This window comes from Glycomyces mayteni, assembly GCF_042428885.1.
In the GTDB taxonomy this organism is placed as follows: Bacteria; Actinomycetota; Actinomycetes; order Mycobacteriales; family Micromonosporaceae; genus Glycomyces; species Glycomyces mayteni.
In genome coordinates this window covers 622174-635252 of record NZ_JBHMBP010000002.1, presented here as the reverse complement: position 1 = coordinate 635252, position 13079 = coordinate 622174, and the positions used below count along the sequence as shown (strand labels likewise).

Here is a 13079-nt window from a genome sequence, read left to right as displayed (position 1 = left end):
TCGGAGCCGCCCGGGTTTCGGATTGGTCCCTCACGGGATTTTTTTCGGACCGGTCCCGCCCCTGCTCGGCGGGCGTCCCGGCCCGGTGGCGGAGTCCTCGGTCTCGGCGATGGCGACGATGCGGCGGGCCATCCCGGAGAACACGAAGCCGTGGAAGGGCAGGACCGCGAGCCAGTAGAGGCGCCCGGCGAGGCCGTGCGGGAAGAACACGGCGCGCTGGCGGTAGCGGGTGGGTTCGCCGGCCTCGCAGGCGAAGTCGAGCCAGGCGAGGCCGGGGAGGCGCATCTCGGCCTTGAGCCGCAGGAGGCGTCCGGGTTCGCACGCCTCGACGCGCCAGAAGTCGACGCTGTCGCCGACGCGCACCTGGGAGCGGCTGCGGCGTCCGCGTTTGAGGCCCACGCCGCCGAACGCGCGGTCGCCCCAGCCGCGGGCGGCCCACAGCAGCGGCGTGGAGTACCAGCCGTTCTCGCCGCCGATGCCCGCGATGACGCGCCACAGGGCCTCGGGGCTCGCGGTCGTGGCGAGGACGCGCTCGTCGGTGTAGACCGCGCGCCCGGCCCACTCGGGGTCGCCGGGCAGCGGATCGCTCGGGGCGCGGGCGACGGTGGCGTCGACCCAGCTCGTCTCGACGCGGTCGACCTCGATGCGGCCGAGGGCGAGGCGCACCGCGTCGCCGTAGCGGACGAGGCCGCCGGGCGGGGGCGCGATGAGGCCGTCGATGCGGTGGTCGTGCATGACGCAGTCGTGCTGGAGCGATTCGACGAGGGGGCGCGCGAGGTTGCGCGGCACCGGGGTCACGAGCCCGACCCAGTGGGAGGCCAGGCGCGGGGTGAGGACGGGGAGGGCGAGGACCCGGCGGGGCGGCAGGCCCGCGACGCGCGCGTACCCGTTCATCATCTGGTCGTAGCGCAGCACGTCGGGTCCGCCGATGTCGTAGGCCCCGTTCGCGTCCTCGGCGCGGAGCGCGGCGAGGAGGTAGTGGAGGACGTCGCGGATCGCGATGGGCTGGATGCGGTTGCGGACCCAGCGGGGGGCGGTCATCACCGGGAGCACCTCGGTGAGGTGCCGGATCATCTCGAAGGAGGCCGAGCCCGAGCCGATGACGACGCCCGCCTGGAGCACCAGGACCGGGACGCCGGACCGCTGGAGGATCTCGCCGACCTCGCGGCGCGAGGCGAGGTGCGCCGACAGCGGCCCGGTCCGCGGCGAGAGCCCGCCGAGGTAGACGATGCGCGCGACGCCGGCGGCCGCGGCGGCGCGGGCGACGTTGCGGGCGATGAGCCGGTCGAGCCGCTGGAAGTCGCGCCGGTCGGTCATCGAGTGGACGAGGTGGTACACGAACCGGGCGCCTTCGGTCGCCCGCCGCACCGCGGCCGGGTCGGCGGCGTCGCCGCCGACCACCTCGACGTCGGGCGGGGCGAGGCCGCGCAGCCGCTCGGGCCGCCTGGTGAGCACCCGGACCCGGTACCCGGCGTTGCGCAGCCGCGGCAGGAGCCTGCCGCCGATGTACCCGGTGGCGCCGAGGAGCAGCACCAGCGGGGGCGGTTCGCCCGGGTGCGCGGGCGTCCAGCGGTACTCGGGTTCGCGCCCGCTCGGCGCCGTCAGATCCGCCCCGCCCATCCGCGCCCTCCCCCGGCCGTCCCAGGCAGCCTATGGGAGCGGACCGGCGGGCGTCCCGGTCACGGGCGGATCGGCGTGTTCAGCGGAGGACGGCGGCGAGGAGGTCGGTGCCGAGGCCGGTGAGGTCGGGGAGGTTGAGGGAGTAGCGGACGTAGCGGCCGTGGCGCTCGGCGGTGAGCAGGCCCGCGCGGCGCAGGACGGCGAGGTGGCGGGAGACCTCCGGGGGCGAGAGCTCCCAGGCGTGGGCGAGTTCGCCGGTGGTGTGCGGGCCGCGGGCGAGGGTGCGCAGCAGGCGCAGCCGCACGGGGTGCGCGAGCGCCTCTAGGCGCAGCGTGACCGTCTCCAGCGGCACCGGGTCGGGCGAGTCCGGTTCGGCCACGGGGTACTGGACGACCGGCCGCCACCCGGGCGCGTAGACGGCGACCAGGTGCGGGCGGCCGAAGACGCTGGGCAGGAACGTGACGCCGTCCGCGTCGGCGGCGGTCGCGCTGTCCTGGAGCTTGTCGACGATGATCGCGCCGCCGCCGGGCGCGAGGGCCACGGCCCCGGAGACCGCGGCGAGCGCCGCCTCGACGCCACGGTGCGCCAGCAGGTCGCTCTTGCGGCGCCGGTCGTCGGCGAGCCGCACGGCGACCCGGCTCCAGGCGGCGTCGAAGAACGCCTCGGCGCACTGTTCGAGGGTGTCGCGCACGCGGGCCCGCACGGCGGCGGGGTCGGCGAGCAGCCGTTCGGCGAACGCCTCCTGGACCGCGCCGCGGGCCTGCGCGAGGCCCAGGGCCCGGTCGCGGGCCGCCGGGTCGGCGAGCGGCGACAGGCCGGGGAAGTGGACGCGGTTGCTGCCGCAGGTGGTGACGAGCGCGGCGGTCACGTACGCCTCGTCGCCGATCTTGTCGACGTCGTCGAGCTCCTCGGCGAGGGTGGGCCGGGGGCGGGCGGGGACGAGGAAGTCCGCCCGTGAAGAGCGCCAGAGGAACTCGGCCTCCTTGAGCCGGTCGGCGAGCTCGGGCCGCAGGCCGGACCAGACGCCGCCCGCCCAGCCCGACAGCCGCGGGTGGTGCGCGGGCTCGGCCAGCACGTGCAGCATCGCGGTCAGCTCGGCCAGCGGGGAGACCGAGAACCGCAGCCGCTCGGGCGGCAGTCCGCCGATGTCGATCCTCAACGCCATGCCCTCATTCTCGACGGTCGCCGCGCCGGGGGCCGCATCGGTTGACGAACACCGTCAATCGACGCGGCCCGCGCCGCGGCCGAACGCATGTTTGACGCCATGGCAACCACCCTGAAGATCCGCCCGAGCGGCCTCGTCCGCGCCTCCGGCGGCCCCCGCTACGCCGCCGCCCTGGCCGTGGACGCGCTCGGCACCGGCCTGCTCCGGCCGTTCCTGCTGCTCTACGGCGTCACGGTGCTGGGGCTGTCCGCGCCCGCCACCGGACTGGCGATGACGTGCGGCATCGTCGCGGCCCTGGCGTGCACGCCCGGGGTGGGCCACTGGCTGGACCGGGGCGCGCGCAGCACGGTCGTGGCGGCGTCGATGCTCGTGCGCGTCGCGGGCGTGGCGCTGCTGCTGGCCTCCCCGACGGGGAACGTGTGGACGTTCGCCGCGGCGGCGCTGTTCCTCGGCGTCGGCAACCAGGCGTGGCCCGCGGCCCATGCGGCCGTCGTCGCCACCCTCGCCGAGGGCCGCGAGCGGGACGCCGCCCTCGCGGGGGGCCGCGCCCTGCGCAACGCGGGCATGGGCGCGGGCGCGCTCCTCGCCCTCGCGTTCCTGACCGGCGGCGCGGCGGCATTGCAGGCGCTCGCGGCCGTCACCGGCCTCGCCTACCTCGTCGCGGCGGCACTGACCTGGTCGGTGCGCCTGCGGGCGAGCGAAGCCGATGCACCGGAAGGGGACCGCCCGGAGGGGCCCGCGCCGCGGATGCGCGCGCTGCTCGCCGCGAACGTCGTGTACACGTTCTGCCTCAACGTCCCCGAGATCGCGCTCCCGCTGATCCTGGTGACCTACCTGGACGCCTCCCCCGCGTGGGCGGCGGCCGTGTTCGTGGCGAACACGGTCCTGGTGGTCACGTTGCAGGTCCCGCTCACCGTCCTCTTGTCGCGGTACTCGCGCCGGTCGGTGCTGGCGTGGAGCGGCGTGGTCCTCGCCGCGTCCTATCTGGGGTTCCTGGCCGCGGCCTCGCTGGGGCACGGCTGGGCCGCCCCGGCGGTCGCGGCGGTGTCCGTGGTCTGCACGATCGGCGAGATCCTCTACGCGGGCAGCGCGACCGCGCTCGTGACGGCGCTGGCCCCGGCCCGCGCGATGGGCCGCGCCCTCGCCCGCTTCCAGTTCTCCACGGGCCTGGGCCTGGCGGTCTCACCCGCGGTGATCACCGCCCTCGCCGCCGCGGGGCCCCTCGCCCTGTGGGGCGGCCTCGCGGCGGCGACGCTCGTCTCGGCGTCCGCCGTCGCGGCGGAGCGGGACCGGGGCGCGCGGGCCTGACGCTATATGCGCACCACCAGCTTCCCGGTGGTGTGGCGATTCGCGAAGTCCGCGATGGCCTGGGGGCCCTGGTCGAGGGTGTACCGGCGGCCGACCGTGACGTCCAGCTCGCCGCGCACGGCGTCCTCGGCGACCTCCCCCATGCCGCCGAAGCGGCCCTCCATGTCGAGCACGAACCGCAGGTCGAGGTCGTCGCGGCCGAGCCATTCCGTTTGCGTGACAGGGAAGGTGATGGTCACGAGGCGCCCGCCGGGGCGCAGGGCCGCGCTCAGGTCGGCGAGCCGGTCCCCCGGCAGCACCAGGTTGAACGCGACGTCCACGTCCGAGGGGTACCCGGCCGGGTCGTAGCCGACGACCGCGGCGGCGCCCAGTCGCCGCAGGTGCGCCTCGTCCGCGGGGGTCGCGGTGGCGATGACCTCGGCGCGCTTGGCGAGCAGCGGCACCACGGTGGTGCCGACGCCGCCGGTCGCGCCGACGACGAGGACCGTGGCCCCGGCGGGGACCTCGGCCGCGGCCATGAGGGCGCGGGCGGTGAGCCCGACCGTGGGCAGGGCCGCGGCGGTCTCGACGTCGAGGCCCGCGGGCCGGTGGGCGATGAACGGCGTGTCGGCCTCGTAGACCGCGTACTCGGCCATCGACCCGGTCCCCAGCGAGACCCGGCCCGGCCCGGCCAGCGCCTTGAGCGCCCGCGGGACGGCCTGGCCGAAGACCTCGTCGCCGACGCGGTAGGCGTCCACGCCCGGTCCGACTTCGCTGACGGTGCCCGCGAAGTCGTTGCCGGGGACGTAGGGGAACTCCAGGGGGAAGTCCCGGCGGAACTCGCCGCTGGGGACCTTGACGTCGGCGGGGTTGACCGAGGCCGCGGCGACGCGCACCTGGATCTGGCCGGGGCCCGGGACGGGGGCGGGGAGGTCGGTGACGGTGTAGTGCTCGGGCGGGCCGTAGTCGAGTGCGGCGACTGCCTTCATGATGCGTCCTCCATTAAACGGACCGTTCGGTCACTTTATTCGGAGACGCTAGCACTAAACGGACCGGGCGGTCAACTTGATAGGGTGGGGCCATGACCGCCGCCGCCGCCGCCGCCCGACCGCCCCGCGCCGACGCCGTGCGCAACCGCAGACTCCTGCTGGCCGCGGCCGCCGACGAGTTCGCCAAGCACGGCCTGGACGCCTCGGTCGCCGACATCGCCCGGCGCGCCGGGGTCGGCAAGGGCACGGTCTTCCGCCACTTCGCGACCAAGGACGACCTGGTCGCGGCGATCCTCACCGACCGCATGGACGAGCTGCACCGCCGCGGCGAGGAGCTGCTGGCCGCCGCCGACGCCGCCTCGGCCCTGCACGAGTTCCTCACCGCCGCGGCGGGTCAGCGCCAGGAGCGCGACCTGTCGTTCCTCGCCGAGGCGGCCGGGTCGATGCCGGAGGTCGCCGCCGCGCGCGACCGGATGACGGGGACGATCGACAGGATCGTGGACCGGGCCCGCGAGGAGGGCGTGCTCCGCGCCGACATCACCGGGACCGACGTGTTCCTGCTGATGTGCGCGCCGAACTACATCGCCGGGTACGTCCCGGACGCCTCGCCGGACCTGTGGCGGCGCTACCTCGGCGTCATCCTCGACGGGCTGCGCCCCGAGGGGGCGCGCCCGCTGCCCGCCGAGGCGCCGACGCTCGCCTGAGCGGGGCCGGAGGCGCTGTTCACCACTGCCGCACGGCTTCGGCCGTCGCGGGGTCAGGGGCCTTCGAGGGCGGTGATGCGCTTGCGGAGGTCGTCGAAGTGCTCGCGCATGCGGCGGACGGCGAGGTCCTCGTCCCCGGCGGCGAGGGCGTCGATGATGCGGGCGTGGAGGAGGCCGCGGTCGGGGGCGGGGGCGAGCATGCGGCCGCCGACCTCGCGGCTGAGTTCGCCGAAGAGGCGCCAGAACAGGTCGATGAGGTTGTCCACCAGCGGGTTCCCGAGCCCGGAGTAGAGGGTGCGGTGGAACTCCTCGTCGAGTTCGCGGGAGTCCTCGCCGCGCTCGTCGCGCTCGGTCATCTCGCGGGCGAGGTCGGCGCAGCGCCGGAGTTCGGCGCCGAGCCCGGCGCGCGCGACGGCGGGCATGAGCCCGGCCTCCATCGCCTCGCGGGCGGTGAGCACCTCGACCACGGCGGTGCCGGTGCCCGCGAGGCCGTACGGGAGCTGCTCGATGATCGGCTTGAACGAGAACTCGGAGACGAAGAGGCCGTTGCCGTGCCGGGCCTCGATGACGCCGAGGGTCTGGAGGCTGCGGGTGGCCTCGCGCAGGGAGAGGCGGCTGACGCCGAGTTCGGCGGCGAGGTCGGCCTCGCTGGGCAGGCGCGCGCCCGCGGGCAGGTCGTGCTCGCGGATGTAGTCGCGCAGCCTCCGCTGCGCGGCGAGGTAGATCGGGCCGCCTGATCTCATGCGACGACCGTACCGGGCACTGCGGACGGTGCGTCGCCCGCCGCTGCGAGCGCGTCGCGCAGGGGCGGCACGAGCCGGTCGATCGAGGCGCGGTCGGCGTCGGTCGCCGGGCCCCAGGGGGTGCGCGCGGGGCCGATGTCGGGGCCGAGCCGGTTCATGAGCTCCTTGACGAAGCCGGGCCCGGTGGCGGCGCGCGCGATGTCGCGGAAGGGGCGGTGGAGGTCGTGGGCGCGGGCGGTCTCGCCGCGGTCGAAGGCGTCCACGACGGCGTGGGCGAGGGGGGCGAGGCCGTTGTAGAGGCTGCCGATCGCCGCGTCCGAGCCGGCGGCGAGCGCGGCGGGAAGCAGCTCGTCGCGTCCGAAGTAGACGCGGAGGTCGGGGCGGGCGAGGCGGATCGCCTCCAGCTCCATGAGGTCCTCGTCGGTGTACTTCAGCGCGGCAAGCGTGGGGATCTCGGCGGAGGCGGCGGCGATGACCGCGCTGGGGCGCGGGACCGGGCCGGTCATCGAGGGGATCTGGTAGTAGCAGAAGGGGACGCCGTCGGCGGCCTCGGCGACCTCGGCCAGCCACCGCACCAGGTGGGCGAGGGTGGACGCCTGGCCGTAATAGGGCGCGACGGTGGCGACGAGGTCGACGCCGAGGCCCTTGGCGTGGGCCGCGAGCTCGCGGGTGGTCGCCAGCGGCAGCCCGCCGACCTGGACGCCGAGCCCGAAGCCCTCCGGGCGCGCCGCGACCCATGCCTCCAGAAGGGACATCCGCTCTTCGACGGTGAGGTACGGGAACTCGCCGCTGGTGCCGTTGACGAAGGCCCCCCGCACCCCGGCCGCGCGCAGGTGCGCGAGCTGCTCGGGGACGCGCGCGGGGTCGAGCCGCCCGCTCCCGTCGTAGGGTGCCAGGGCGGCCGCCCAGAATGCGAACCGGCTCATGAGCTGTCCTTTCGTGCGCGTGTCACGCTTTGGTGGCGCCGTCGGTGAGCCCGGCGACGATGTACCGCTGGAGGAAGACGAACGCCGCGATCACGGGGAGCGCGACGACCGCGGAGACCGCCATGAGGTCGTTCCAGCGGACCCCGAACTCGTTGGTGATCTCGGCGAGGACGATGGTGACCGGCTGGATGCCCTCGCTGGTGGCGAGGGAGAGGCCGAAGACGAACTCGCCCCACGCGCCGAGGAAGCTGACCACGGCGACGGTGACGATGCCCGGCACCGAGACCGGCAGCGCGATGCGCACGAACGAGGCGAGCTCGCTGCAACCGTCCATCTTGGCCGCCTCCACGACCTCCTCTGGGACGCTGAGGAAGTACGGGCGCAGGATCGTCACGGCGAGCGGCACGGCCAGCGCGCAGTTCGCGATGATCAGACCCGCGTAGGAGTCGACCAGGCCCGCGCCGCTGAAGAGCACGAACATCGGCAGGGCGAGGTTGACCGAGGGGACCATCTGCACGATGAGCATGAGCATCATGACCGCGCCGATGCCGCGGACCTTGAACTTCGCCAGCCCGTAGGCGGCCGGGAGCGCGATGAGCAGGGTGACGAGGGTGGTCCCGACGGCGATGACCGCGCTGTTGGCGAGGCCGCGCGCGATGTCGGGGTCGGCGAAGACCGCGCGGGCGTAGGACTCGACGGTCGGCGGGAGCGGGACGAGGTCCGGGGGCACGCGGAAGACCGCGTCGCCGGTCTTCAGGGAGGTCACGACCATCCAGTAGACGGGGACGAGGTAGACGGCGGCGGCGAGGACGCCCGCGGTCGCGAGCCAGCGCCGGGCGCGGCGGTCGCGCCGCGAGCCGGTCGCGGGGGTCGTGTCGGCGGCGGTCATGCGTCGCGCTCCTTCCGCAAGGCCCGGAAGTAGAAGAGGGACAGGGCGATCGGCACGACCATGAGGACCGTGGTGGCGACCGAGGCGGTGTCGAAGCGGGAGAACTCGAACGCCTCGTTGTACGCGTAGACCGGGAGGGTCGCGGTCGCGCCGCCGGGGCCGCCCGCGGTCATGAGGAAGATCGTGTCGAAGTTCTTGAACGTGTAGATGAACACGAGCAGGAGCGCGGCGAGCGAGACCGGGCGCAGCTGCGGGAGCGTGATGTGCCGGAACTGCCGCCACGGCGAGGCGCCGTCGATGCGCGCGGCCTCGTACAGCCCCTTGGGGATGCCTTCGAGGCCCGCGGCCAGCAGGATCATCGCGAACGGGGCGAAGCTCCACGCGGTGGCGAAGACGACCGCGGCGACCGCCGCCCCGGGCCGGCCGAGCCAGAACAGGTCGCCGTCGAGGAGCCCGAGGGCGCGGAGCACGGCGTTGAGGAGGCCGTAGCTGCCGTCCAGGAGCCACCGCCACACGTTCGCGCTGACCACTGTGGGCAGGACCCAGGCCACGAGGATGAGCGCCCGCAGCACGTCCCGGCCGCGGAAGGGCCGCCGCAGCAGCAGCGCCAGGCCGAGGCCGATCGCGAAGGTGAGCGCCACGCTCGATGCGGTGTAGACGATCGAGACGCCGAAGGAGTCCCAGAAGCGCGGCCGCGCGAACTGGTCGGCGTAGTTCTCCAGGCCCACCCACTCCGCGCCGCCCTGGACGACCTCGCGCAGGCCGATGTCGAAGAAGCTCTGGAGCACGCTGTACAGCAGCGGGTAGACGACCGTGGCGCCGACGAAGACCACGGCGGGGGCCGTGAACAGTAGGGGCGCGAGGAGGCGGCGGGCCCGGCCCCGCCCGCGGCCGGACGGGGCCGGCCGCGGCGGTGCGTCGGCGCGCGGTGCGGTGGCGAGGGCCATCCGTCAGCGCCCCATGGCCTCGTCGATGGCCGCCTGCGCCTCGGCCGCGGCGTCGGCGGCGGAGGCCGAACCGCTGACCACGGCCTGGAGCGCTTGCTGGACGATGGTGAGCGCCTCGGTGGAGTGGAGCGCGGTCTCCCCCGTCGGCGCCCAGGCGTTCACGAGCTGGTCGGCGAAGACCGCCCGGACCGGGTCGGTGACGGCGCCGGGCACGTCGGAGCGGGCGGGGAGCTTGTTGCGCTCGGGCAGGTACTCCTCCAGGACGCTCGGCTGCTGGAGCCACTCGATGAGGTCCCAGGCGGCGTCGGCGTCGCCGCTGCCCGCGCCGATGGCGAGGTTCTCGGCGGACAGGAAGGTCGCCTCGGTGGCGTCGGCGGGCAGCGGGGCCACGTTCCAGGCGAGGTCGGGGGCGTTCTCGCGGACGACGTTGACGGCGCTGGCGGAGTTGATCGCCATGGCGGCCTCGCCGTTGGTGAACGCCGCCATCGCGTCGTCCTCGTTCCAGGTGAGGAAGCCCTCGGAGAGCCCGCCCGAGGCGGTCATGCGCTGGATCGACTCCAGGGCCGCGACGCCCGCCTCGCCGCCGAAACCGGCGAGGTCCCCGCCCGCGGCGAGGGTGCGCAGGAGGATGCCGGTGGCGCCCTCGGCCCCTTCGATGCCGGACATGGCGAGCCCGTAGGAGGCGGCGCCGCTGTCGGCGATCGCGGCCGCGGCGGCCTCCATCTCGTCCCAGGTGGTCGGGACCTCGACGCCCGCGGCGGCGAGGACGTCCTCGTTGTAGTAGAGCGCGTAGTCGTCGGCCAGGTGCGGGATGCCGTAGGTCGCGCCGTCGACCTGCCCTGTCTCCCAGCCGGCCTCGTAGTAGGCGTCCTGCTCGCCCCACTCGTCGGCGTAGGCGCTGAGGTCCTCGATGATCCCGGCGTCGGCGAGCTGGCCGGTCTCGAAGGCGTTGACGAGCGCGATGTCGGGGAGGCCGCCCGCGGCGGCCTGCTGCTGGAGCGTGCGGCTGAAGTCCTCGAAGGGGATGAACCGGGGCTCGACCTCGACGCCGGTCTCCTCGGCGTACCGGGCGAGCGCGGCTTCGAGGGGGACGCCGTGGGGGTCGCCGTAGTAGTGCCAGAAGGTGATCACGCCGTCTCCGGCGTCGGACCCGTCGGTGCCGGTGCCGCCGCCGAAGGCGCCGCACGCGGTGAGGGAGAGGGCGGCGGTGCCCGCCGCGACGGCCGCGGCCGCGCGGCGGAGGGGTGCTCGCGTCATTGGTCCTCCAGGAGTTGCTTCGTCGGAACTCGCGATCGGAGGAGTAGATCAGATATCTGATAACTTGTCAATCGAGGCCGGGCCGGGCGTCGGCCAGCACCTCCCGGTGGCGCACGACGCGGTCGAAGTCGACGAGCACCGCCCGCGCCTCCGGTTCGACGACGGCCGTGGTGCAGTCGTCCCCGGCGAACGCGCGGATCGCGTCGAGCGAGTCCCAGAACGTCAGGGTGCCCAGGCCGCCCTCCTCCGCGACCAGGCAGCCGCCTCTGAAGCCGGGGCGCTCGCGCAGGAGCGGGAGCAGCACGGTGGTGAAGTACGCGCGGTACGCGGCGACGCCCTCGGGGGTCGCGCGGGCGGTCCAGGTTCGCAGGATCATGACGGATCGGCTCCTTCGCTCGGTCGCTTTCGGTACCGGCTGACGCTATTCCCTTGTGGAGGCGGCGCGCATCGGTCGATCGACTGGGCCCGCGACCGGGCCCGCGTCCCGAGCGAGGACGGATGTGTGACGGGGCCTGGTGGAGTGGGCGGGACGTGGCGCGGCCGGACCGGTGGGCCCGGCCGCGCCGAAGCCCCGCACCGTCGGAGACGCCATGCAGCCCTTGTCCAGCACCGATCCCGACCGCATCGGCCCGTACCGGGTCTACGCCGAGCTGGGGCGCGGCGCGATGGGGCGGGTCCTGCTGGGGGCGGGGGCCGACGGGCGGCTCGTGGCGGTCAAGGTGGTCCGCGAGTGGCTGGTGGAGGACGAGGAGTTCCTGGCCCGGTTCCGCGAGGAGGTGCGCAAGTCGCGGCAGGTCTCCGGGCTCTACACGGCCGCGGTGGTCGGCGCCGGGCCCGACGCCCCGGTCCCGTGGCTCGCGTCCGAGTACCTGCGCGGGCCGACCCTGGACGAGGCCGTGAAGGCCGCCGGGCCGCTCCCCGAGGCCGCGGCGATCCGGCTCGCGGCCGGGCTCGCCTCCGCGCTGGCGTCGATCCACGCCGCCGGGGTGATCCACCGGGACCTCAAGCCGGGCAACGTGATCCTGGAGTCCAGCGGGCCGCGCGTCATCGACTTCGGCATCGCCCGCGCCGCCGAGGGCTCGGACCTGACCCGCACCGGCGCGCTCATCGGCACGCCCGGGTTCATGTCCCCGGAGCAGACGCGGTCGCAGCCGCTCACGGCCGCCTCCGACGTGTTCTCGCTCGGCTCGGTGCTCGTGTTGGCCTGCACCGGGACCGGACCGTTCTCCGGCGCTTCGACGCTGGACACGATGAACAACGTCGTGCGCGCCGCGCCGGACCTGTCCGGCGTGCCCGCCCGGGTGCGGGCGCTCGCGACGCGGTGCCTGGCCCCCGACCCGGCCGACCGCCCCACCCCCGCCGGGCTCCTCGACCTCATCGGACCGCTCGCGCCGTCCTCGCGGCCCTGGCCCGAAGCCATCGCGTCCCTTGAGGACGAGCAGCAGCGCCGGATCGCGCTCCTCCTCGACGGCGTCGAGGAGCACCCGACGCGCGTCGACACCGGTCCGACCATGGTCACCGACCCGCACCGGCCCACCTGGGTCCGGCCGCCCGAGCCCGGTCCGACCGCGACGCCGCCCGTCAGGCCCACTCCCCGTCCCACTCCCCCGGTCCGGCCCGCGCCCGACCCGAACGCCCAGGCGCGCATGGGAGCCGGGGCCGCGATCGTCCTCGTCTGCGCCGTCATCGCGGGCCTCGTCTGGTACGCCGACCGCGACAGCGAGGTGGAGGAGCCCTCGTCCGACTACACGGACAGCGAGACCTACGAGGACACGTGGACGACCTCGGAGCCCGGCGAGCACGAGGTCTACGTCCAGGAGTGCATGTGGGACGGCTACGACGAGGCCGAGTGCGAGGTCTCCTGGGGCAGCGACCCGTCCTACACCTGGACGGGCCAGCTCTACGGCGGCGGGCCGTCCGAGCGGGACGTGTACCTCGACGAGTGCGCCGCCGACGGCTACAGCGACGAGGAGTGCGAATCGTCCTGGTATGCCGACCCCTCCTACACGTGGACCGGGGAGCTCTTCTAATCTCCGAGAGGCTCACCGCGGCAACACCTCCGGCCGCGACCAAATGTCCAGAAGGGACTCACCAGTGCCTCGATACCACGTCAGCGCCACGACCTCCGCCCCCGTCTCCGCCGTCTGGGCGCTTCTGGTCGACGGGCGCGCCTGGCCGCGCTGGTCCACGGGGCTCGACGAGCTGGTCGAGGAGCGCTCCAGCGGCCTCGCCGCGGACGGACGCGACGGCGTCGGCGCGGTCCGCGCCTTCCGCACGGGCCGGGCCGTCACCGGCGAGCGCCTCACCGAGCTGGTGCCCGAGGAGCGCATGTCCTACGAGGACGCGTTCAACCTCGCCATGAAGGACTACCGCGCCGCCGTCGAACTCGCGACCACGCCCGAAGGCGGCGCCCGCATCGAGTGGCACGGCACCTGGCGCCCCCGCCCCGGCATCGGCTGGCTGACCCCCCTCTTCCTCCCCAAGATCATGCAGCGCATGGCAGACGACCTCGCCTCCTACGCCCAGCGCCTCGACTAGCCGGCGCCGCATTG

Annotated in this window: 13 protein-coding genes; 4 read left to right on the top strand and 9 right to left on the bottom strand. The window is 74.7% G+C overall.

The window, feature by feature from the left end; translation table 11 throughout:
* Positions 1-30: 30 nt before the first annotated feature.
* Both ACFFXY_RS09635 and ACFFXY_RS09630 read right to left on the bottom strand, forming a co-directional pair.
* On the bottom strand, positions 31-1620 hold the full coding sequence (locus ACFFXY_RS09635) for an SDR family oxidoreductase (protein ID WP_382348997.1): 1590 nt from the start codon (positions 1618-1620) through the stop codon (positions 31-33).
* 79 nt (positions 1621-1699) lie between these two features.
* Positions 1700-2785, bottom strand: coding sequence for a DUF5937 family protein (locus ACFFXY_RS09630; protein WP_382348994.1), 1086 nt, complete (start codon positions 2783-2785; stop codon positions 1700-1702).
* A gap of 99 nt (positions 2786-2884) precedes the next feature.
* Between ACFFXY_RS09630 and ACFFXY_RS09625 the strand changes: the two genes are divergently transcribed.
* The gene (locus ACFFXY_RS09625) at positions 2885-4093 is read left to right on the top strand and encodes an MFS transporter (RefSeq protein WP_382348991.1); all 1209 of its coding nucleotides are present in this window, start codon (positions 2885-2887) and stop codon (positions 4091-4093) included.
* A gap of 2 nt (positions 4094-4095) precedes the next feature.
* On the opposite strand, the gene ACFFXY_RS09620 is transcribed toward ACFFXY_RS09625, so the two are convergent.
* Positions 4096-5061 carry an NADP-dependent oxidoreductase gene (locus tag ACFFXY_RS09620; RefSeq protein ID WP_382348989.1) on the bottom strand — a complete coding sequence of 322 codons (966 nt, stop codon included), beginning with the start codon at positions 5059-5061 and terminating at the stop codon, positions 4096-4098.
* A 92-nt stretch (positions 5062-5153) separates the two neighbouring features.
* Between ACFFXY_RS09620 and ACFFXY_RS09615 the strand changes: the two genes are divergently transcribed.
* On the top strand, positions 5154-5765 hold the full coding sequence (locus tag ACFFXY_RS09615) for a TetR/AcrR family transcriptional regulator (RefSeq protein ID WP_382348986.1): 612 nt from the start codon (positions 5154-5156) through the stop codon (positions 5763-5765).
* Positions 5766-5818: 53 nt separating this feature from the next.
* Here the strand turns inward: ACFFXY_RS09615 and ACFFXY_RS09610 are convergent, their stop codons facing one another.
* The 6 genes from ACFFXY_RS09610 to ACFFXY_RS09585 all read right to left on the bottom strand — a co-directional run bounded on the left by ACFFXY_RS09610 (position 5819) and on the right by ACFFXY_RS09585 (position 10903).
* The gene (locus ACFFXY_RS09610) at positions 5819-6508 is read right to left on the bottom strand and encodes a FadR/GntR family transcriptional regulator (RefSeq protein WP_382348983.1); all 690 of its coding nucleotides are present in this window, start codon (positions 6506-6508) and stop codon (positions 5819-5821) included.
* A complete protein-coding gene (locus ACFFXY_RS09605) occupies positions 6505-7434 on the bottom strand; it encodes a dihydrodipicolinate synthase family protein (protein ID WP_382348981.1) in 930 nt (309 codons plus the stop codon). Before ACFFXY_RS09605 ends, ACFFXY_RS09610 begins: the two co-directional genes overlap by 4 nt.
* Before the next feature lie 22 nt (positions 7435-7456).
* Positions 7457-8323, bottom strand: coding sequence for a carbohydrate ABC transporter permease (locus tag ACFFXY_RS09600; RefSeq protein WP_382348978.1), 867 nt, complete (start codon positions 8321-8323; stop codon positions 7457-7459).
* The gene (locus ACFFXY_RS09595) at positions 8320-9270 is read right to left on the bottom strand and encodes a carbohydrate ABC transporter permease (protein WP_382348975.1); all 951 of its coding nucleotides are present in this window, start codon (positions 9268-9270) and stop codon (positions 8320-8322) included. The genes ACFFXY_RS09600 and ACFFXY_RS09595 overlap by 4 nt, the downstream gene beginning before the upstream one ends.
* Before the next feature lie 3 nt (positions 9271-9273).
* Positions 9274-10527, bottom strand: coding sequence for an ABC transporter substrate-binding protein (locus tag ACFFXY_RS09590; protein WP_382348972.1), 1254 nt, complete (start codon positions 10525-10527; stop codon positions 9274-9276).
* Positions 10528-10594: 67 nt separating this feature from the next.
* On the bottom strand, positions 10595-10903 hold the full coding sequence (locus tag ACFFXY_RS09585; RefSeq protein WP_382348969.1) for an EthD domain-containing protein: 309 nt from the start codon (positions 10901-10903) through the stop codon (positions 10595-10597).
* Between the two features lie 214 nt (positions 10904-11117).
* Between ACFFXY_RS09585 and ACFFXY_RS09580 the strand changes: the two genes are divergently transcribed.
* Both ACFFXY_RS09580 and ACFFXY_RS09575 read left to right on the top strand, forming a co-directional pair.
* The gene (locus ACFFXY_RS09580; RefSeq protein ID WP_382348966.1) at positions 11118-12557 is read left to right on the top strand and encodes a serine/threonine-protein kinase; all 1440 of its coding nucleotides are present in this window, start codon (positions 11118-11120) and stop codon (positions 12555-12557) included.
* Positions 12558-12621: 64 nt separating this feature from the next.
* Complete coding sequence (locus ACFFXY_RS09575; protein WP_382348963.1) at positions 12622-13065, top strand: SRPBCC family protein; 444 nt, start codon at positions 12622-12624, stop codon at positions 13063-13065.
* Positions 13066-13079 lie beyond the last annotated feature (14 nt).